This window comes from Ferrovibrio terrae (genome assembly GCF_943371255.1).
GTDB classification, from domain to species: domain Bacteria; phylum Pseudomonadota; class Alphaproteobacteria; order Ferrovibrionales; family Ferrovibrionaceae; genus Ferrovibrio; species Ferrovibrio terrae_B.
The window spans coordinates 1-18,458 of sequence record NZ_CALRUC010000058.1 but is presented as its reverse complement, the minus strand read 5'-3'; the positions used below and the strand labels follow the sequence as shown (position 1 = coordinate 18,458).

The 18,458-nt window shown below is 64.5% G+C and carries 21 protein-coding genes; 11 read left to right on the top strand and 10 right to left on the bottom strand.

Features of this window, described 5'->3' with window-relative positions:
- Positions 1-3: 3 nt before the first annotated feature.
- From AAG799_RS13325 to AAG799_RS13300, 6 genes are all read right to left on the bottom strand, one after another.
- A complete protein-coding gene (locus AAG799_RS13325; protein ID WP_341896654.1) occupies positions 4-1,281 on the bottom strand; it encodes a glutamate-5-semialdehyde dehydrogenase in 1,278 nt (425 codons plus the stop codon).
- Positions 1,278-2,393: a glutamate 5-kinase gene (gene proB, locus AAG799_RS13320; protein WP_341896652.1), complete on the bottom strand. Its 1,116-nt coding sequence runs from the start codon at positions 2,391-2,393 to the stop codon at positions 1,278-1,280. Before proB ends, AAG799_RS13325 begins: the two co-directional genes overlap by 4 nt.
- Complete coding sequence (gene obgE / locus AAG799_RS13315) at positions 2,386-3,435, bottom strand: GTPase ObgE (RefSeq protein ID WP_341896650.1); 1,050 nt, start codon at positions 3,433-3,435, stop codon at positions 2,386-2,388. The genes proB and obgE overlap by 8 nt, the downstream gene beginning before the upstream one ends.
- 92 nt (positions 3,436-3,527) lie before the next feature.
- Positions 3,528-3,788, bottom strand: a complete 261-nt coding sequence (gene rpmA / locus AAG799_RS13310; protein WP_297687143.1) for a 50S ribosomal protein L27 — start codon at positions 3,786-3,788, stop codon at positions 3,528-3,530.
- A 34-nt stretch (positions 3,789-3,822) separates the two neighbouring features.
- A complete protein-coding gene (rplU, locus tag AAG799_RS13305) occupies positions 3,823-4,131 on the bottom strand; it encodes a 50S ribosomal protein L21 (RefSeq protein WP_341896648.1) in 309 nt (102 codons plus the stop codon).
- A gap of 87 nt (positions 4,132-4,218) precedes the next feature.
- A complete protein-coding gene (locus AAG799_RS13300; protein WP_341896647.1) occupies positions 4,219-4,749 on the bottom strand; it encodes a thermonuclease family protein in 531 nt (176 codons plus the stop codon).
- A 105-nt stretch (positions 4,750-4,854) separates the two neighbouring features.
- Here AAG799_RS13300 and AAG799_RS13295 point away from each other — a divergent pair, with 105 nt between their 5' ends.
- A complete protein-coding gene (locus tag AAG799_RS13295; RefSeq protein ID WP_341896645.1) occupies positions 4,855-5,808 on the top strand; it encodes a diacylglycerol kinase family protein in 954 nt (317 codons plus the stop codon).
- A gap of 1 nt (position 5,809) precedes the next feature.
- On the opposite strand, the gene AAG799_RS13290 is transcribed toward AAG799_RS13295, so the two are convergent.
- The 4 genes from AAG799_RS13290 to AAG799_RS13275 form a co-directional block, all read right to left on the bottom strand.
- The gene (locus AAG799_RS13290; protein ID WP_341896643.1) at positions 5,810-6,241 is read right to left on the bottom strand and encodes a tellurite resistance TerB family protein; all 432 of its coding nucleotides are present in this window, start codon (positions 6,239-6,241) and stop codon (positions 5,810-5,812) included.
- Positions 6,242-6,346: 105 nt separating this feature from the next.
- Positions 6,347-9,121 carry an ATP-dependent DNA helicase gene (locus tag AAG799_RS13285; protein ID WP_341896641.1) on the bottom strand — a complete coding sequence of 925 codons (2,775 nt, stop codon included), beginning with the start codon at positions 9,119-9,121 and terminating at the stop codon, positions 6,347-6,349.
- On the bottom strand, positions 9,118-9,912 hold the full coding sequence (locus tag AAG799_RS13280) for a hypothetical protein (protein WP_341896639.1): 795 nt from the start codon (positions 9,910-9,912) through the stop codon (positions 9,118-9,120). The genes AAG799_RS13285 and AAG799_RS13280 overlap by 4 nt, the downstream gene beginning before the upstream one ends.
- Positions 9,913-9,920: 8 nt before the next feature.
- On the bottom strand, positions 9,921-10,556 hold the full coding sequence (locus AAG799_RS13275; RefSeq protein WP_341896636.1) for a helix-turn-helix transcriptional regulator: 636 nt from the start codon (positions 10,554-10,556) through the stop codon (positions 9,921-9,923).
- A gap of 149 nt (positions 10,557-10,705) precedes the next feature.
- Between AAG799_RS13275 and AAG799_RS13270 the strand changes: the two genes are divergently transcribed.
- From AAG799_RS13270 to AAG799_RS13225, 10 genes are all read left to right on the top strand, one after another.
- Positions 10,706-11,176, top strand: a complete 471-nt coding sequence (locus tag AAG799_RS13270; protein ID WP_341896634.1) for a hypothetical protein — start codon at positions 10,706-10,708, stop codon at positions 11,174-11,176.
- Between the two features lie 49 nt (positions 11,177-11,225).
- Positions 11,226-11,465: a hypothetical protein gene (locus AAG799_RS13265; protein WP_341896632.1), complete on the top strand. Its 240-nt coding sequence runs from the start codon at positions 11,226-11,228 to the stop codon at positions 11,463-11,465.
- A gap of 11 nt (positions 11,466-11,476) precedes the next feature.
- On the top strand, positions 11,477-13,123 hold the full coding sequence (locus AAG799_RS13260; protein ID WP_341896631.1) for a portal protein: 1,647 nt from the start codon (positions 11,477-11,479) through the stop codon (positions 13,121-13,123).
- Complete coding sequence (locus AAG799_RS13255) at positions 13,120-13,347, top strand: hypothetical protein (protein ID WP_341896629.1); 228 nt, start codon at positions 13,120-13,122, stop codon at positions 13,345-13,347. Before AAG799_RS13260 ends, AAG799_RS13255 begins: the two co-directional genes overlap by 4 nt.
- Positions 13,348-13,389: 42 nt before the next feature.
- Positions 13,390-14,124 (top strand): hypothetical protein, encoded by a 735-nt coding sequence (locus tag AAG799_RS13250; RefSeq protein ID WP_341896627.1) that lies wholly within the window; start codon positions 13,390-13,392, stop codon positions 14,122-14,124.
- 228 nt (positions 14,125-14,352) lie between these two features.
- A complete protein-coding gene (locus tag AAG799_RS13245) occupies positions 14,353-15,171 on the top strand; it encodes a phage capsid protein (RefSeq protein ID WP_341896625.1) in 819 nt (272 codons plus the stop codon).
- Between the two features lie 10 nt (positions 15,172-15,181).
- Positions 15,182-15,451, top strand: coding sequence for a hypothetical protein (locus AAG799_RS13240; protein ID WP_341896623.1), 270 nt, complete (start codon positions 15,182-15,184; stop codon positions 15,449-15,451).
- A gap of 166 nt (positions 15,452-15,617) precedes the next feature.
- Positions 15,618-16,187, top strand: coding sequence for a hypothetical protein (locus AAG799_RS13235; RefSeq protein ID WP_341896621.1), 570 nt, complete (start codon positions 15,618-15,620; stop codon positions 16,185-16,187).
- Between the two features lie 116 nt (positions 16,188-16,303).
- Positions 16,304-18,097 carry a hypothetical protein gene (locus tag AAG799_RS13230; RefSeq protein ID WP_341896619.1) on the top strand — a complete coding sequence of 598 codons (1,794 nt, stop codon included), beginning with the start codon at positions 16,304-16,306 and terminating at the stop codon, positions 18,095-18,097.
- Positions 18,097-18,458: hypothetical protein (locus AAG799_RS13225; protein ID WP_341896617.1), on the top strand; the 362-nt coding region annotated here is incomplete at its 3' end. The genes AAG799_RS13230 and AAG799_RS13225, both read left to right, overlap by 1 nt.

Here is an 18,458-nt window from a genome sequence, read left to right as displayed (position 1 = left end):
TCGTCAGGGCCGAATCTGCCCGTTGCCGTGCACGCGGTATTTAAACGTGGTGAGCTGCTCGACGCCAACCGGGCCGCGCGCATGCATCTTGCCGGTGGCTATGCCGATCTCGGCGCCGAAACCGAATTCACCGCCATCGGCGAACTGGGTCGACGCATTATGCAGCAGGATGGCACTGTCGAGCCGGTTCATGAAATCGCTCGCATGGCCGGCATCCTCGGTCAGGATCGCTTCCGTATGACTGGAGCCATGGGTCGAGATATGCTCGATGGCAGCCTCCAGGCCATCCACCACGCGCACGGCGATGATGGCATCGAGATACTCGGTCGCCCAGTCGGCTTCGGTGGCCGGCTTCACGCGCGCATCCACCATTTGCGTCTCGGCATCGCCGCGCACTTCGCAGCCCGCATCCAGCAGCATGGCGACCAGTGGCTTGAGATGAGTTCCGGCTGCAGCGCGTTCGACCAGCAGCGTCTCGGCGGCGCCGCAGACGCCGGTGCGGCGCAGCTTGGCATTCAGTACGATCTCTTTCGCCATATCGAGAGCGGCACTTGCCTCGACATAGACATGGCAATTGCCTTCCAGATGGGCGAAGACTGGCACGCGGCTCTCAGACTGCACGCGGGCGACCAGCGACTTGCCGCCGCGCGGCACGATCACATCCAGCCACTGCGCCGCCGTCAGCATGGCGCCGACCATGGCGCGATCGGTGGTGGGCACCAGCTGGATCGAGTTTGCCGGCAGGCCGGCGGCCAGCAGGCCTTCGACCAGGCAGGCATGGATCGCCATGCTGGAGTGGAAGCTTTCCGAACCGCCGCGCAGGATGCAGGCGTTGCCGGCCTTGAGGCACAGCCCGCCCGCATCGGCGGTCACATTCGGACGACTTTCATAGATCACGCCAATCACGCCAAGCGGCGTGCGCACACGTTCGAATTTCAAGCCGTTGGGCCGGGTCCATTCCGCGATCACGCCGCCGACCGGATCGGCCAGTTCGGCGATCTCTTCCAGCCCTTGTGCAATAGACGCCACGCGCTTGCCATCCAGCATCAGGCGGTCGAGCAGGGCGGCGGTGAGGCCCTTCGCCTTGCCGGCCGCCATGTCCTGCGCATTGGCGGCCAGAATCTTCTGTTCACCGGCGCGCAACGCGGCTGCGGCAGCTTTCAAAGCGGCATTCTTCTGCGCGGTCGACGCCGTGGCAAGGATTCGTCCGGCAGATTTTGCTGCCAGGCCCATCTGCTCCATCATCGCTGCGGTATCGGTAATCGCACTATGCGCGGTCATCTGAGCACCAGCTCGTCGCGGTGGATCATTTCATCGCGGCCACGGTAACCGAGAATCTCCTCGATGTCGCCGGATTTGTGCCCCTTGATGCGGCGCGCATCCTCATCGGCGTAAGCCGAAAGTCCAACCGCGATCTCGGTGCCGTCGGTGGTGCAGACGCGCACCAGATCGCCACGCTGGAAACTGCCATCCACCTGGGTGACGCCGGCGGGCAGCAGCGAACGGCCCGAGCGCAGCGCCTTCACCGCGCCATCATCCAGGATCAGCGTGCCCTGCGGATTGAGATGGCCGGCGATCCACTGCTTGCGCGCCGCCGCCGGCGTGGAATGGGCATGGAACCAGGTGCAGCGTCCGCCTTCACGCACGCTCTGCACAGGGTGCAGCTGCTTGCCATTGGCGATCACCATGGCACAGCCGGCGCCGACGGCAATCTTGGCCGCCACGATCTTGGTGATCATGCCGCCGCGGCCGAGGCCGGAGCGCGATACGCCAGCCATCGCCTCGATCTCCGGCGTGACCGCCTCGATCTCGGACAGGAATTTTGCATTCGGGTCGACGCCGGGATCGGTGGTGTAGAGTCCGTCGATATCCGACAGCAGCACCAGGCAATCAGCCGAGATCATCTGCGCGACGCGGGCAGCCAGGCGATCATTGTCGCCAAAGCGGATTTCGGCGGTGGCCACCGTGTCATTCTCGTTCACGACAGGCACGGTGCCGAGCCTGAGCAGCGTGTTCACCGTCTCGCGCGCATTCAGGTAATGCCGGCGCGATTCCGTGTCCCCCAGCGTGAGCAGCAGCTGCGCAGTCTTCAGATCATGCCTCGCCAGCGCATCCTGCCAGGCGGAAGACAGCTTGATCTGGCCGGCGGCGGCGGCGGCCTGGCTTTCCTCCAGCCGCAACGCCTTGCCGTTCAGGCCGAGGATGCGGCGGCCGAGTGCGATGGCGCCGGAGGAAACGACTAGAACTTCCTTGCCATCGGCGCGCAGTTTCGCGATGTCTTCAACCAGCGCGGTCAGCCATGCATCGCGCAGTGTATTCTTCTCGGCATCGACCAGCAGCGACGAGCCGACCTTGATGACAATGCGCTTCGATTTCTCGAGGCCGTTACTCATCACCAGTCTCGACTTCGCCAATCTCGATTCCTGCGGCCGCCTTTTCGGCGGCGCGGGCCTCGGCGATGATGGCAAACAGCTGCGTCGAAACGGCATCGACACCTTCACCGGTGACGCCGGACAGCGCCAGAACCGGGCGCTTGGCCGCACGCTTCAGTTTGGCCATTTTGTCTTTCAGCTCGTCGGCCGGGATCGCGTCGATCTTGTTCAGGCCGATGATCTCGAGCTTCTTCTCGAGGCCGCCGCCATAGGCTTTCAGTTCCTTGCGCACCAGCTTCCAGTCCTTGACCGGGTCTTCCGCCGTGCCATCCAGCAGGTGCAGGATGACGGCACAGCGCTCGACATGGCCTAGGAAGCGATGACCGAGGCCGGCACCTTCGGCGGCACCTTCGATCAGGCCGGGCAGATCGGCCAGCACGAATTCCTTGTCATTGGCTTTCACCACACCCAGCTGCGGCTTCAGCGTCGTGAAGGGATAGTCGGCGATCTTGGGCTTGGCGCGCGACACGCGGCTCAGGAAGGTGGACTTGCCGGCATTGGGCAGGCCGACCAGGCCGGCATCGGCGATCAGCTTCAGCCGCAGCCAGATCCACTTTTCCTCGCCGGGCCAGCCGGGATCGGATCGGCGCGGCGCGCGGTTGGTGGCCGACTTGAAATGCTCGTTGCCGAAGCCGCCGTCGCCGCCCTTGCACAGCAGCACGCGCTGGCCGATTTCGGTCAGGTCGGCGATCAGTGTTTCGTTATCCTCGGCGAGAATCTGCGTGCCCTTCGGCACTTTCAGGATCACATCGTCGGAATTGGCGCCCGAGCGCTGCCGGCCCGAACCATGGCCGCCGCGGGCGGCGCGGAAATGCTGCTGGTAGCGGTAGTCGATCAGCGTGTTGAGGCCATCGACGCATTCGGCCCAGACATCGCCGCCCTTGCCGCCGTTGCCACCATCGGGCCCGCCGTATTCGATGAACTTCTCACGGCGGAAGCTGACGGAACCGGGTCCGCCCTGTCCGCTTTCAACAAAGACCTTGGCCTGATCGAGGAATTTCATTGCAGTTCACTGTGGTGCGGAAACGAAAAAGGGGAATGGCCTGCGCCATTCCCCTTGATCGATTGTGATGCTTGCGGGAAAGGCGCGTGTGATCACGCCTCCGGCGGCAACACCGAAACATACGAGCGGCTGCCCTTGCCCTCGTGGAACTTCACCTTGCCGTCGGCGGTGGCGAACAGGGTGTGATCCTTGCCCATGCCGACGTTCTTGCCGGCATGCACCTTGGTGCCGCGCTGGCGCACGATGATGTTGCCGGCGACGACAGCTTCGCTGCCGTACTTCTTGACGCCGAGGCGCTTGGACTCGGAGTCGCGACCGTTGCGCGAAGAGCCGCCAGCTTTTTTATGTGCCATGGAACTGTCTCCTTAAAGTCTGTCTGCGCGGCGCTTAGGCGGCGATCTCGAGAATCTTCACCGCGGTGTAGCGCTGACGATGGCCGTTCTTGCGGCGCGAGTTCTGCCGGCGGCGCTTCTTGAAGATGATCAGCTTCGGGCCGCGGGTCAGACCCACCACCTCAGCCTTCACCTTGGCGCCTTCGACGGCCTTGCCCAGCTTGACGTCGCCGCCATTGCCGATGGCCAGAACCTGGCCGAATTCGATCTTGTCGCCCGCTTCGCCGGCGACCAGTTCGACCTCGAGCACGTCGCCCGCTGTCACCTTATACTGCTTACCGCCGGTCTTGATTACTGCGAACATCTTGATATTCCATAAGAAAGCGGCAGCGCCGGCCGTCCGGTGCCGCCTGAATTCGAGGGGCGCACTATAGCCGGGGCAAAGGGGCTGTCAACCCCGGATTCGGGGCGGGTTTTGCGGCGGTTTGGCGCGGCGCTCCCGCCGCCAGTCCCAGGCCGGTTCAGCCTGCACCGACGGGGCCCAGAGCCCGGTCCCTAATATCTGGGCTTCCCACTCGGCTGACTCATAATCCCGGCTATAGGCCAGATAGGCCCAGGCCAGCCCGGCCCGCACCATGGCCCGGTTCAGGTCGGTTTCGCCGGCATGGCAGACCGCCACCACCCGGCCATAGCGGTCGCGGTCCCTTTCAGTACAGGTCACCACCCGGCCACGGACCAGGTCACGCAGATAGCCCGCCGCCTCCTGGCCGCACAGCCAATCCACCCCATCCCTCTGGCAATGCTGGGCTTTTTCCGGGGCGTCGATGCCATGCAGGCGGTAATTCACCCCGGCGATCTTGAGCGTGTCGCCATCCAGGACAGTCACGACGCCCGCCTGGCCCCCGGTCTGAGCACCGGCCGGGCCGGCCAGCAGGAACAGGAGAGCCAGGAAGGCTCCCTGGCGAATCGCATACCATGTCATGCACAGGGCATAGCATACGTAATTATGCAAACGGCAGGGGCGAGGTCGGCCCTGTCATAAAACCGTCCCTGCCGCCGGGGGCGAAAATCTGCTATCCGGGCCGCCATGCCTGCATCCCAGCATGCGACCTACCGCCGGCGGCTGCTGGTGATCTACAACCCGACCGCCGGAGCCGGCCAGCTGGGACGGCGCAAGCGTGCCCGGCTGGAAGCCTATCTCGAGCTGCTGGAGGATTCCGGCTGCGCGGTGGAATTCCGCCCGACGACAAAGCGCGGCGATGCCGAAGCCTTCGCTGCCGAAGGTCTGGCCGAAAAATACGATGCGGTGGTGGCGGCCGGCGGCGACGGCACAATCGGCGAGGTCGCCAACGGCCTGCCGCAGTTAAGCGCGCCGCTCGGCATCTTTCCGCTCGGCACCGCCAATGTGCTGGCGATGGAAATCGGGCTGCCGCTCGATCCGCCATCGGTGATGCGCGCCGTGCTGCACGGACCGCAGGCGCAGATCTGGCCGGGTTTCGTCAACGACCGGCTTTTCACCATCATGGCCGGTGTCGGCTTCGATGCGCATGTGGTGGCCGATCTGCCGCCGCAACTGAAGCGCTGGTTCGGCAAGGGCGCCTATGTGATCGAAAGCCTGCGCCAGCTTGCTGCCTATAAAGTGCCGCGTTACCGCGTCAGCATCGACGGCAAAGACTATGACTGCGCCTCGGCAGTGATCGCCAAGGGGCATTTCTACGGCGGAAAATTCGTCTGCGCACCCAATGCGCGCCTGGACGATCCGGCCTTCGAGGTCTGCCTGTTCAAGATGGGCGGCCGCATCGGCGCCCTGCGCGCCACTGTGGCGCTGACGCTCGGCCTGCTGCAGAAGCTGCCGGAGATCGAACTGGTGCGCGGCCGTGAAGTGATGATTGCCGGCGCGGAGCATGAGCCGGTGCAGGCCGATGGCGATATCGTCGCCACAGTGCCGGCGAGCGTGCGCATCGGCGCGCGGGCCATTCCGATCATCCTGCCCAAAGGCAGTGCGCTGGCCGGTGCCGCGCTGAAGACGGCAGCAGAATAAATCAGGCCTTGGGCAGGTCGCCCGGCAGGCGCTTGTAGCGCACGCCGGCACCGCGTTCGATCGCGGCCGCATGCAGGCGCTCCACGCGCAACTCATGCCGCAGCATTTCCAGCCAGCGCAGCTCTTCCTGCCGGCCGTGGCCATCGACGGCGACGATGTCGCAGGCCAGCGCGTATGCCGTCTCGCACCAGTCGGTCGGCAGCGCCTCCTTCACCAGGCCAAGGGCTGCATCGACACCATCATCCTGGTCCAGCAGTGCAACGCAGTCGCCCACCGCCACCTGCATGGCATCCAGGCCATAACCGCGGAAAATCGGCAGGTGCCGCACGGCCACATCAATGGCGGACACTTCGGTGTCTTTCAGTTTTCCATCGGCCACGGCAGCGATCACCATGGCATAGATCAGGGCATTCTGAGGCGTGATGGTCGACATGGGCGGGTGAGCCTTCGGGGCAGGACGTGACGGGATGGGGCGTGATGATGGGAAACTGGCTACCGGCAGACTGCGGCGAAAGCATGGCGCCAGTGCCGGTCCATCTTAGGCGAGATTCTGTTGTTCGCCAGTGCCGGCCCGCATTCCATGCAGAAAGGCCGCAGTTTCCGCCACGGCTTCCCGGATGCCGACCCGGCGCACCTCGACACTGGCCGGGAAAGCGGAGAGAAGACGGGTGGGCAGCTGTGCATCCAGTACAACGAAGACACCATAATCCTCGGCGCGGCGCAGCAGCCGGCCATAGGCCTGCTTCAGCTTCAGGCGGGTCAGCAGATCGTCATAGGCCTGGCCGCCGAAGGCCGCCTTGCGCGCCTTGTGCAGCAGATCGGGTCGTGGCCAGGGCACGCGGTCGAAGACGGCGAGCCGCAGCGATGCGCCCGGCACATCGACACCGTCGCGCATCGCATCCGTTCCCAGCAGGCAGGCATGCTCCTCGGCGCGGAAGATATCTACCAGCGTCGCGTTATCCAGCGGATCGACATGCTGGGCATAGAGCGGCAGCCCGGCTTCGGCCAGCGGTCGCAGGATGCGCTTCTGCACGGCGCGCAGGCGGAAGATCGCGGTGAACAACCCAAGTCCGCCGCCGCCGGCAGCAAGGAACAGCTCGCGATAGGCCGCCGCCACCTGGTCCATCGCATCGCGGCGCACATCGGTGACGACAAAGACGCGCGTGCGATTGGCATAGTCGAAGGGGGATGGGAAGGCGGCGCGCCGTGCCGGCTGCGGCAGGTGGCGCGCGCCACTGCGGATTTCGGCGCTGACCCAGGCGGCCTCCGGCGCCGCATCGGCCTTGGCCGGCGGAATATCGCGCAAGGTGGCCGAGGTGATCGCCACGCCATGGGCGGGCTTCAGCACGGCGGCGGCAAAGGGCTGCATCGGATCGAGGTAATGGCGATAGAGGCCGAGATCGAGATCGCGGCCATCGATACGCTCCAGCCCGAACCAGTCGACGAAAGTGGGCGGCGTTTCGGTCCGCAGGTCGAGCAGCATGCTGCGCCAGGCATCCAGCTCCAGCTTGCGGCGCAGCAGGCCGCGCAGCGCGCCCTCGATGCGCGAGCGCGTCGCCGTATCCAGCTCGGCGGTTTCATCGGCCAGCATGTCGCCCAGGGATTTGGTCAGCGCGTTCAGCGGCTCCAGCACGCGGTCGATGCCGGCGGCGAAATCCTGTGCTGCCTCGATCAGGCCGTTGATCGGTTCTTTGGTGGGGCATTCCAGACCGTAGGGCGAGTCCGGTTGCGGGCTGCGGGCGAAAATCTGCTGCCGCGCCTTGGCCAGGAATGTCTCGCCCTGACCGATCGGGTTGCCCTCGGCGATACGCGCCAGCCAGCCTTCGCCGGGCAGGCAGCGTGCGGCTTCCACCACGGCTTCCAGGGATGTCTTGCCGCGCTCGTCCTGTGCCACCAGGTCGCCGATGCGGTTGGCGATACCGCGTGCGCGGCTGCGTCGTCCGCCTTCGGGTCCGCGCAGCCAGCGCCGCAGATCGACGCCCTCCATGCCGGTGAGATGGGCGGCGAAAGCACTATCTGCTGCTTCAAAGAGGTGATGCCCTTCATCGAAGACATAGCGCAACGGCTTTTGTGAATCGTCCTCGCCCATCGCTGCCTGGATCATCACCAGCGCATGGTTGGCGATCACCATCTCGGCCTTGCGCGATTTGCGCACCGCACGTTCGATGAAGCATTTGCGGTAATGCTGGCAGCCGGCATGGATGCATTCACCGCGCTGGTCGGTGAGACCTAATGTGCGGTTGCGGCCATGCAGGTCGACGGCCCAGGCGGGGAAGTCGCCGCCGGCCAGGTCTCCATCGCGCGTGGCGCCGGCCCAGCGCGCAATCAGGCTGAGTGGCACCAGGTCCTGCGGCCGCGCCGCGCCGCCCTGCGTGGCATCTTCCAGATTCAGCAGGCAGAGATAATTCTCGCGGCCTTTGCGGACGACGACCTTGGCCTGCTTCTCCGCCGGATCGGGGAACAGGCGGTCGAGTTCATGATCCAGCTGACGCTGCAGGTTCTTGGTATAGGTCGACAGCCACACGGTGCCGCCATTCTTCTCGGCCCAGACGCTGGCAGGCGCGATATAGCCGAGCGTCTTGCCGATGCCGGTGCCGGCCTCGGCCAGCACCAGTTCGGGCATGCCCAGCATCTCACGCGGTGCAAAGGCCTGTGCGGTGGTGGCGGCATAATCGGCCTGGGTTTCGCGCAACTCCGATGTGGTGCCGAGCAGGCGGGCGAGACGCTCGCGGGCTTCGGTCGGCGATACCGTTTGCGTATCTGGCGGCGGCGGCGGCGCGTAATCCACCCATTCGGGCAGTTCCTGCCAGATATCGAGGCCGCCGGCGCCGCCGCTGGGCACCGTGGTGGCTTCGGGGCCGAGCGCGGTCAGCAGGTAAATGGCCCAGGGCCAGCCGGCCCTGTGCAGCGTCTGCGCCAGCCGCATCGAGCGGCGCAAGGCGCGCGGCTGCTGGCGCGGCAGATCCTCCAGCAAGATTTGCGCGGCATGATGCAGATACTGCACCGCCTCCTCGTCATCGGCGGCATCGAGGTTGATGCGCGCCAGCAGGCCATGCGGGGTCGGCAGGCAGAAGCGTGCCGGCCGCACGAAGGCAAACAGATCGAGCAGGTCATAGGCCTGGAACGGTTCGATGCCCAGCCGCGTCGCCGTCGCCTTGGCATGCACCAGCAAAGGCGGTGTGGCGCGGGCGCGGCGCGCGGCGGCATCGGGCGACAGTTTTTCGAGCTGGCCGTTCTCGAACCACCAGGCGAAACCGCCGCCGGCCACCAGCGCCGGCAGTCGCCCCAGCGCTGCGGAAAGACTCGTTGTCATCGATACATCAGAAAGTTTGCGGCCTTGCCGAACCGGTTTTGGCTGGTGCTGTAATCAACCACCTCTGCCTCTACCAGTCCGTCTTGGCGGCGTCCATCGGCTGGCGCGACGAAGATGCGTCCATCGCGATCAGTTGGATTCTGGTACTGGCGCAGCTCGGGTGAACGCATGCTGACATCGAAAGTGAAAACCGGCGCACCGGATTCCGCGATAAACCAGTGCGCATTGTCGCGATCATCCGACATGCTGACAGTTTCCCCTACGCCGAAGACAGCATCCATGCTGGGTTTCAGTAACATGCGGCCGGGGGTGTCCTCCACACGGTCGAAAGTGCGGGCATGGAAACGGCCTTGCAATACCAGATGGGCAGTAGCGAGATTGTTGTGGGCATGCGGCGGGATCGCATCGCCTTCAGACAGGATGAACACCGCACTCCAGATTCTTGCGCTGCCGGTTTCCAGGCCGGGCAGGCGCACACGCTCGAAATGCTCGCCGGGGCCGTGCGCTTCCAGCATGGCCTTCAATCGATTGAAATCGATATAGGACAGCAGCTCGTCCATCGGCACTTTGGCATTGAGGATGGCGATGGCCTGCTGCCATTGCAGTGGTGACAGGCTGCGCTGCCGGAAGTCACGGGCGAGAGTTACGACATCCTCGGCCCAGCATTCGGTCAGCGGCCTGACCGTATTGGCAAGGGCATTGCCTGCCAGAGCGAAGCGAAGGAGGCCAAGGGTCGCTGCAGTCTGCAGCAGGCTGTGCGTGATGTGACGCCGGGTGGGGGCCGCATCCATCTGCGCTGCTATTGCGCTGCCCAGACGATGCGGGCGACCCAGGCGATGTCCTGCACATCGAAGCCGCGATCAGGATAGGCGGGATTGAATGAGGCCAGCTCGATGCGGGTCAGCGTGCGGCGCGACAGCAGCTTGCACATCACCTCGCCCTGGATGGTCTTGGCGATCACGCGGTCGCCACGGCGCACGCTGGCAGCCGGCGACACAATGACGACATCGCCATCGCGATAGACCGGCAGCATGCTGTCGCCGCTGATCTCCAGCGCATAGGCCTGATTGTCGCCCAGTTCGGGGAAGGGAACCTTCTCCCAGCCTTCGCCGGTCGGGAAACCGGCATCGTCGAAGAAGCCATCCTTGCCGGCCTGGGCCAGGCCGATCAGCGGAATGCGCTGGATGCTGCGCGGCACGCCGCCGGTCTCGCTCAGCAGGTCCATGAATTCCGGCACGCTGGCGCCGGTGGCCTCGATCACCTTGGCAATCGATTCCGTGGACGGCCAACGCTGCTTGCCATCGCGCGACACGCGCTTGGAGCGGTTGAAGGTGGTGGGATCGAGGCCGGCCTTGCGGGCCAGCCCTGAGGCCGTGAGGCCATAACGGTCGGCAAGGCCGTCGAGGGCGGCCCAGATCGCGCGATGTGTCAGCATGGGAAGATTGTCTTGCAAAACAGATGTTTTGCCTACAGGAATATTCTCTGATTACGGGTTTGACATGAGAACATAATAGGAATTATAACATCCTCATAGGCGTGAATAGCGCCTGTGTTCTGCTCGCATCGGGTCTGGATGTGAAACAGATGAGTGAAAATCCAGCTAAACCGCGACTTCATTCGCCCTCTGCGGCTGCATCCCTGCCGGCCCGGCCCGCCCGGGCCGTGGTGGTATTTGCCGAGGAAACCCGGCTGCCCAAGCTGCGCTGCCTCAAGCCCGGCTTTCGCCACTGCTATGCCTATATGGCGCTGCCAGGCGGCTGGGTTGGCATCGATCCCCTTGCCTATATGACTGAAATAAAAGGATTTTATGACTGGCCGGCGGATGCAGATCTGGCCGGGCATCTGCGCCGCCTGGGCCAGTGCGCGCTCACCGTTCCGGTGCTGCAACCGCCGCGCCGGCTGGCGCCGCCGCTGCCGTTCTCCTGTGTTGAGGTGGTAAAGCGGCTGATCGGCCTGCAGAGCTGGTCTATAAGAACACCATGGGAACTATTTCTGTATTTGCGGAAAATATGCCTTGACGATGACCATGTTTTGTTCTACATTTCCTCTCAATAGGAACAAATCACAAACACTCCCGGTCGATACGCAACGAGGACTTACCGCCATGGGTGGGATTTTCAGCTCTCCGTCACCGCCGCCGCCTCCGCCGCCACCCCCGCCGCCCGAGCCGGTGCCGACCGAAAGCGATGCCGAACTGGCCGAGAAGGCGGCGCGCGAACGCCGCCGCCGGGCCCAGGGCGAAACGATCGCCACCTCCTGGCGCGGCATCAGCGACCCCGCCAGCGAAACCCTCAGCGGCTCGTCTTCAAACAGCCAGGCGTCCAAGCGCCTGCTTGGCGAGTGAGGCACAGAAGAATGTCGACGACCGATCGCATGATGCCTGCCGCGGCTGGTTCCGGAGCGGACGAGCATGACCCGCTGCGCCCCGACGCCCTGCGTCGTCGTTACGAGCGCATCCGCAATCAGCGCGGCTCCTGGGAGGCGCTGTGGCAGGATTGCTATGACTATTCCCTGCCGGCACGGCGCCCCAACAGCCTGGGCGGCACGGCAAACCGTGTCAGCGAGCGGCTGTTCGACGCCACTGCGGCCGATGCTGCTGAACAACTCGCTGCCACGTTGCTGGCGCAGCTGACGCCGCCGTGGTCGCGCTGGTTCGCCTTCCAGCCGGGCCGCGATGTGCCGCAGGAACAGCGCGGTGCCATGGCCAGCGAACTCGACCGCGCCGCTGAACTCTTGCAGGCGCAGTTCGATCGCTCGAACCTGGCTGTCGAGATTCACCAGGCGATGCTCGATCTTGTGGTGGCCGGTACCGCCTGCCTGGCCTGCGAGGAAGCACCGCTGGGCGAGCCGAGCGCGTTTCGCTTCAGCGCCGTGCCGCTGACCGATCTGGCGCTCGATGAAAGCGGCAGCGGCCGCATCGACATTGTCTTCCGTCGCCAGGAACTCTCGCTGGAACAGTTGGGCCAGCGCTATCCGGCGCTGGAAAGCCAGGCCTGGTTCACCACGCGGCGCCAGCGTGAGCCCGATGCGCGGCTGGGCGTGCTCGACTGTCTGCTGCCGGCGCCGGCCCCGCGCCATGGCTATCTGTTTGCCACCGTTCTGGAGGATGGTGCGCTGGATGAAGCCGCCAGCCTGCTGAGTGCGGGGCGTTTCGAGCAGGCGCCGTTCATTGCCTTCCGCTGGCTCAAGGCGCCGGGCGAGGTCTATGGCCGTTCACCGGTGATGAAGGCCCTGCCCGACATCAAGACCGCCAACAAGGTGGTCGAGCTTGTATTGAAGAATGCCTCGATTGCCGTCACCGGCATCTGGCAGGCCGATGACGATGGCGTGCTCAATCCGGCCAATGTGAAGCTGGTGCCCGGCGCGATCATCCCGAAAGCCGTGGGTTCGTCCGGTCTCACGCCGCTCTCGGCGCCGGGCCGGTTCGATATCTCGCAGATCGTGCTCGATGACCTGCGCGGCCGTATCCGTCATGCCCTGCTGGCCGATCAGCTCGGCCAGATCAATGCGCCGCGCATGACGGCGACCGAAGTGATGGAACGCGCCGCCGAAATGGCGCGCCAGCTCGGCGCCACCTTTGGCCGGCTGCAGTCAGAGTTGCTGACTCCGCTGGTGATGCGCAGCGTCGCGATTCTGCAGCGGCGCGGCGAGATTCCGCGCTTTGCGCTCGATGGTCGCGAGGTGGCATTGGTGCAGAAGTCGCCGCTGGCGCGCCTGCAGGCCCAGGGCGATGTGCAGGGCGTGCTGAGCTGGCTGCAGCAGCTGCAGGCGCTCGGGCCGGCGGCCATGCAGGTGGTGGACAGAGTTGCCGTCGCGCGCTGGCTCGGCCGCACGCTGGGCGTCCCCGGCGAATTCCTCATCGAAGCCGGCGAGGCGCCGGCCAACGCCGGGGGTGGCCTGCCGCAGCAGCTGACGCAGAATCTTGCCCAGGCCGCGCCGCAGCTGCAGCAGATGCTGCAACAGCTGGCCGGCGCGCAGCAGGCGACGGGAGCCGTGCAATGAGCGAGACGATGCTCGATACGAGCCAGGGTGATCTCACCGCGGCGTTTGCTCGCTGCTTTCGCGGCAACGATGGCGAACGCGTGCTGGCGCATCTGCGCCGCATCACCATCGAGCGTCGCCCGGCGCCGGATTGCAGCGATGCCGAGCTGCGGCATCTGGAAGGCCAGCGCCATCTCGCCGCCTACATCGCGCAGCTGGTCACACGCGGCCAATTCGGTTCGTAAGGTTTTATTGGAACATTTCGGGATCAACGAAAGGGATATGCGATGACAGCCAACCTGCTCGATGCAGATATGCCGGATGTTGCCGGCGGCGAGGCCGATCTCGGTGGCGTGCCGGAGAAATTCCGCGATCCGCAAACCGGTGCGCTGCGCACGGATCTGCTGCTGAAATCCTATCGGGCGCTGGAGCAGAAGCTTGCCGGTATGGTGGCCCTGCCGGGCGATGACAGCGACGAGGATGCACGTCTGCGTTTCCATCGTGCCCTGGGCGTGCCGGACTCGCCCGACGGCTACGAGATCACGCTGGGCAATCCCGCCTTGTCGACTGATCCCGACGTGAACCGCCGCCTGCATGAAGCCGGGTTCACCCCGGCCCAGGCACAGCTGGTCTACGACCTGGCCTGCGACCACGTGGTGCCGCAGTTGAATCGCATGGCGGGCGAATATCGCCTGCGCGGCGAACGCGAGCGCCTGGTGCAGCGCTATGGCAGCGAGGCGCGGTTCGCTGAAACGGCGCGCGCACTTGAGGCCTGGGGCCGACGCAACCTGCCCGAAACGGTCTTCAATGCGCTGGCCTCCTCATACGAGGGCATCTGCGCCCTGGAATCGATGATGCAGAATGGCGATCCCGCGCTCAGCCGCGGCGAGCGCGGCATGGATGCAGCGCTGAACGAAGATCAGCTGGTCGGCATGATGCGTGACCCGCGCTACTGGAAGAAACGCGACCCCGAGTTCCTCGCCAAGGTAACCGACGGCTTCAAGAGGCTGTACCCGGGCTGATCGCGCACGGCTGGCGCTCGCGACAGCAGCGATGAGCGCATCATCGCTGCACCGCAGATGCCGGCTGACGACATTCCCGCCAACCGACAACCGCGAACCGGGTTTTTCCGGCGCGGCCGGGCGGCGCGGCGGCGACGGCGCCCCGCTTATTTCAGCGGGATAACGCTGCGGGCCGCATGAACCCGGCCGGGTAACCGGCCCTGACAACTCTGACGAAAGGAGCGTCTGATGACGCCGACGATTGAACAATCCTTCGTCCGCCAGTTCGAGCACGACGTGCACCAGGCCTATCAGCGCCTGGGCGCCAAGCTGCGCCCGACCGTGCGGTCGAAAGCGGCCGTGAAAGGCTCGTCCACCACCTTCCAGAAGGTCGGCAAGGGCACCGCAAGCACCAAGGCCCGCCACGGCAAGGTACCGGTGATGAATGTCGACCATGGTTCGGTCGAATGCCTGCTGCAGGACTACTATGCCGGCGAATGGCTCGATGCCCTGGACGAACTGAAGGTCGGCCATAACGAGCGCGACGTGATCGTGAATGCCGGTGCCTATGCACTGGGTCGCAAGACCGACGAGCTGATTATCCGTTCGCTGGATCAGTCGACCCGCTATGCCGGCGGCGACAGCGATGGCCTGACCAAGGCGAAGATCCTGACCGCCTTCGAGGCGCTTGGCGATGCCGATGTGCCTGACGATGGCCAGCGCTATGCCGTAATCGGCTGGCGTCAGTGGTCGCAGCTGCTCGAGATCCCGGAATTCGCCGATGCCGATTATGTCGGCGAAGAGGATCTGCCCTGGAAGGGCGCGCAGGCCAAGCAGTGGCTCGGCACGCTGTGGATGGCCCATAGCGGCCTGACGCTGCAGGAGAATGTGCGTTTCTGCCACTGGTACCACAAGACCGCGGTTGGGCATGCCTCGGGCCAAGACGTCAAGTCCGACATCACCTGGCACGGCGACCGCGCCGCGCATTTCATCAACAACATGATGAGCCAGGGCGCATCGCTGATCGATCCGGTCGGCGTCGTCACCCTGCGCTGCCGCGAAGTGTAAGGAGGCTGGGATGGCTTACAGCTCGAAAACCCTCTCAGTGCTCGGTTATGCCAATGGCTTCACGCTTTGGCATTACAGCACGCCCGATGCAGCCGGCACCGTGGATGGCGCCGGTTACTTCAATGCCGCCGCCGAGATGCTGCGGATCGGCGACTTCATCCTTGCCAATACGGGTATGGGTGGTTCGCCGCAGCACGGCATCTTCGTGGTTGCCAGCAACCAGAACGGCCAGGTCGACCTTACCGACCTGACCGCCATGGGCAGCAGCGATACGGACTGACGCCTGCTCCGCCGCCGCCTTCGGCGCGTCCCGGGAACGGATGCGCAGGTGGCGGCCAGGGCCGCGCAGCTTGGGCCGCGCGGCCCGCGGGGCGCCCTGCTGACGATCACTTCCTCTCGTCGCAGCCGGGCGCCCCGATCGGCCGGCATATTCAAGGAGACCGACCATGGCGCTTACCGCTGTCGAATTGTGCAATCGCGCGCTGATCGCGCTCGGCGCCCAGCCGATCTCGGCCTTCGATGATGCCAGCGTCGAAGCAGAAGTGGCGCGCCATCTCTATCCGTCTTTGCGCGATGCGCTGCTGTCATCGCATCCCTGGCGCTTTGCCACCAAGCAGGCCAGCCTGCCGCGTTCCACCCAGGCGCCCGCTGCTGATTATGGCTTTGCTTTTCAGCTGCCAGCGGATTTCCTGCGTGCCCTGTCTGCTGGCGTGCCGGAGCGTGGCCGGGGTCTGAATTACCGGATCAGCGGACGACACGTTGAGGCGGATACGGACGTATTGACGCTGACCTATGTTTTTCGTCCTGACGAGAGCGGCTTCCCGCCGTTTTTCGATCTGGCACTGATCGCGCGGCTGGCCGCCGAGTTCTGCCTGCCGCTGACCGAAAGTACCACCCGGGCGCAACTGCTGCATCAGCTGTCGGACGCTGAATTCCGCCGCGCCAAGACCATCGACAGCCAGCAGGATGAGCCTGGCCGCATCGAGGACTTCACTCTGGTTGAGGTGCGCGGCTGATGCCCAAGCTGACGGTTGCCAAGAACAATTTCACGGCTGGCGAGATTGCGCCTGATCTCTGGGGCCGCGCAGATCTGCAGGGCTACACGAATGGCGCTGCACGCCTGCGCAATGTCATGCTGCGGCCAACCGGTGGTGTGACGCGTCGTCCGGGGCTGCGCCATGTCGCACAACTGCTCGGTGTCAGCACTGTGCGACTGTTATCCTTTGCCTTCAATACCGAACAAACCTACCTGCTGGCACTCACGCCGCTGATGCTGCATGTTTTCCGTGACGATGAACCGGTCTTCAGCGGAACGGCGCCATGGACTGCGGCGCAACTTCCGAATCTGTGCTGGGCGCAGAGCGCCGATACGCTGTTTGTTTGTCACCCCGACATGAAGCCGCAGCGCATCACGCGCAACAGCCATACAGACTGGAAAATCGAGAATTTCACCTTCGCGGCTGAAACGGCAACCGGGGCCCTGTTCGAGCCCAGCTTCAAATTCGCCAAGGAGACTGTGACCCTGGTGCCATCGGCGGTCCAGGGCACCATCTCACTGACCGCATCAGCCGATTTCTTTGTCAATGGCCATGTCGGCACCCAGCTTCGCCTGAAGAAAAAAGCGGTCCGCATCGACAGCATCTCCAGTTCGACCGTGGCACAGGCCACTGTGTTGCAGAATCTCGAAAACACCACGGCCACGGAAGATTGGGAGGAGGCTGCATTCTCCTCCGTGCGTGGCTGGCCGGTCTGCACCACGCTGTATCAGGAGCGACTGGTCTTCGCCGGTTCACGCGACCTGCCGAACCGGATCTGGATGTCGAAAACCTCAGATATCGACAATTTCGATCTCGGCAAGGCACTTGACGACGAAGCGATTGAATTCGCTTTGCTGACCGACCAGGTCGATGCGATCCGCGCCGCGGTCGCCGGCCGGCATCTTCAGCTTTTTACAACCGGTGCCGAGTGGATGGTGACAGGCGATCCGCTGACCCCAACCAAGTTGCAGGCCGAGCGGCAGACCCGTGCCGGTTCTTTCCCGGATCGCGCCATTCCGCCCCGCCATGTCGATGGCGCTACACTCTTTCTGTCACGCGGTGGCCGGGAGCTGCGTGAATTCCTCTATACCGACATTGATCAGTCCTATACGGCCGCCGATCTTGCGCTGCTCTCGAGCCATGTCTTTGTCAATCCTGTCGATCAGGACTACGCCGCACGTGAACGGCTTTTCCTCATCGTCATGGGCAACGGCAGTATCGCGGCACTCACGGTCTATCGTGCCCAGCAGGTCACAGCCTGGACGGTTTTCGAAACAGCGGGGAACTTTCGTGCCATCGCAGTGGTGGAAGACCGCATCTATGTTGCAGTGATCCGCAAGGGCACGCTACGCATCGAGCATTTTGCCGCCAACAGTTTCAGTGATGCTCATGTCATTTCGACCAGCGCCACCCCGCAGAAGACATGGAGTGGTCTTGAACATCTGGAAGGCGAGACTGTTGCGATCGTTGCCGATGGCAAAGTGCGCAATCGTCGCGCCGTCATCAACGGCACCATAACGCTGAGCCAGGCGGCTTCGGATGTCGAGATCGGCTTGCCTTACATGCATGAAATACGCCCGCTGCCGTCGGAGCTTGGCAATGGCACGGTCACGAGCCAGGGCGGCCCGGTGCGGCTGGTCCGTGCCGTATTCCGTCTGCATGCGGCAAAGGCTCTGCACGCGGATATAGGCCGTGGACTGCGTGCTCTGCCATTTGCCCGCAGCGGTGACACCCTGGATGCCGCGCCAGCGCTGTTCAGTGGCGATATCGAGGTGCGCGGCCTGGGTTGGCGGCGGGGGATTGACCAGCCGTTATGGCGCATTGCGCAGGATGCACCACTGCCCTGCACATTGCTGTCCGTGATTACAGAAGTGAAAGGAGCCGACTGATGAGTGGGATCGAAACTGCATTGATGATCGCCGGCACGGCTCTCAGCACCGTCAGCTCGATCTCCCAGGCTAGCCAGCAACGCAAGGCACAATCCCAGGTTCAGGCTTTGCAGGCCCAGCAGGCGCAGGCCCAGATGACGGATCTTGAGCGCCAGCGCGCCAGGGCGGACCAGGATCGGCGTGACCGGCTTGAACGCGCCACGGCCAGTCAGCGCGCGGCTTTTGCCGGTGCAGGTGTCAGCAGCGATGGGTCCGGCGATGCCGTGTTCGATAACCTGCTGTCGCAAAGCGAACGTGAAAAGCAGGATATCGACGACAAGATCGATCGCAGCATTCGCAGCCTGCAGGACAGCATGCAGCT

Excerpts from the sequence above, each read along its gene's own strand:
- AAG799_RS13325 (WP_341896654.1), bottom strand. The coding sequence starts at position 1,281 with ATGACCGCGCATAGTGCGATTACCGATACCGCAGCGATGATGGAGCAG.
- proB (WP_341896652.1), bottom strand. The coding sequence starts at position 2,393 with ATGAGTAACGGCCTCGAGAAATCGAAGCGCATTGTCATCAAGGTCGGC.
- obgE (WP_341896650.1), bottom strand. The coding sequence starts at position 3,435 with ATGAAATTCCTCGATCAGGCCAAGGTCTTTGTTGAAAGCGGACAGGGC.
- rpmA (WP_297687143.1), bottom strand. The coding sequence starts at position 3,788 with ATGGCACATAAAAAAGCTGGCGGCTCTTCGCGCAACGGTCGCGACTCC.
- rplU (WP_341896648.1), bottom strand. The coding sequence starts at position 4,131 with ATGTTCGCAGTAATCAAGACCGGCGGTAAGCAGTATAAGGTGACAGCG.
- AAG799_RS13300 (WP_341896647.1), bottom strand. The coding sequence starts at position 4,749 with ATGACATGGTATGCGATTCGCCAGGGAGCCTTCCTGGCTCTCCTGTTC.
- AAG799_RS13295 (WP_341896645.1), top strand. The coding sequence starts at position 4,855 with ATGCCTGCATCCCAGCATGCGACCTACCGCCGGCGGCTGCTGGTGATC.
- AAG799_RS13290 (WP_341896643.1), bottom strand. The coding sequence starts at position 6,241 with ATGTCGACCATCACGCCTCAGAATGCCCTGATCTATGCCATGGTGATC.
- AAG799_RS13285 (WP_341896641.1), bottom strand. The coding sequence starts at position 9,121 with ATGACAACGAGTCTTTCCGCAGCGCTGGGGCGACTGCCGGCGCTGGTG.
- AAG799_RS13280 (WP_341896639.1), bottom strand. The coding sequence starts at position 9,912 with ATGGATGCGGCCCCCACCCGGCGTCACATCACGCACAGCCTGCTGCAG.
- AAG799_RS13275 (WP_341896636.1), bottom strand. The coding sequence starts at position 10,556 with ATGCTGACACATCGCGCGATCTGGGCCGCCCTCGACGGCCTTGCCGAC.
- AAG799_RS13270 (WP_341896634.1), top strand. The coding sequence starts at position 10,706 with ATGAGTGAAAATCCAGCTAAACCGCGACTTCATTCGCCCTCTGCGGCT.
- AAG799_RS13265 (WP_341896632.1), top strand. The coding sequence starts at position 11,226 with ATGGGTGGGATTTTCAGCTCTCCGTCACCGCCGCCGCCTCCGCCGCCA.
- AAG799_RS13260 (WP_341896631.1), top strand. The coding sequence starts at position 11,477 with ATGTCGACGACCGATCGCATGATGCCTGCCGCGGCTGGTTCCGGAGCG.
- AAG799_RS13255 (WP_341896629.1), top strand. The coding sequence starts at position 13,120 with ATGAGCGAGACGATGCTCGATACGAGCCAGGGTGATCTCACCGCGGCG.
- AAG799_RS13250 (WP_341896627.1), top strand. The coding sequence starts at position 13,390 with ATGACAGCCAACCTGCTCGATGCAGATATGCCGGATGTTGCCGGCGGC.
- AAG799_RS13245 (WP_341896625.1), top strand. The coding sequence starts at position 14,353 with ATGACGCCGACGATTGAACAATCCTTCGTCCGCCAGTTCGAGCACGAC.
- AAG799_RS13240 (WP_341896623.1), top strand. The coding sequence starts at position 15,182 with ATGGCTTACAGCTCGAAAACCCTCTCAGTGCTCGGTTATGCCAATGGC.
- AAG799_RS13235 (WP_341896621.1), top strand. The coding sequence starts at position 15,618 with ATGGCGCTTACCGCTGTCGAATTGTGCAATCGCGCGCTGATCGCGCTC.
- AAG799_RS13230 (WP_341896619.1), top strand. The coding sequence starts at position 16,304 with ATGCTGCGGCCAACCGGTGGTGTGACGCGTCGTCCGGGGCTGCGCCAT.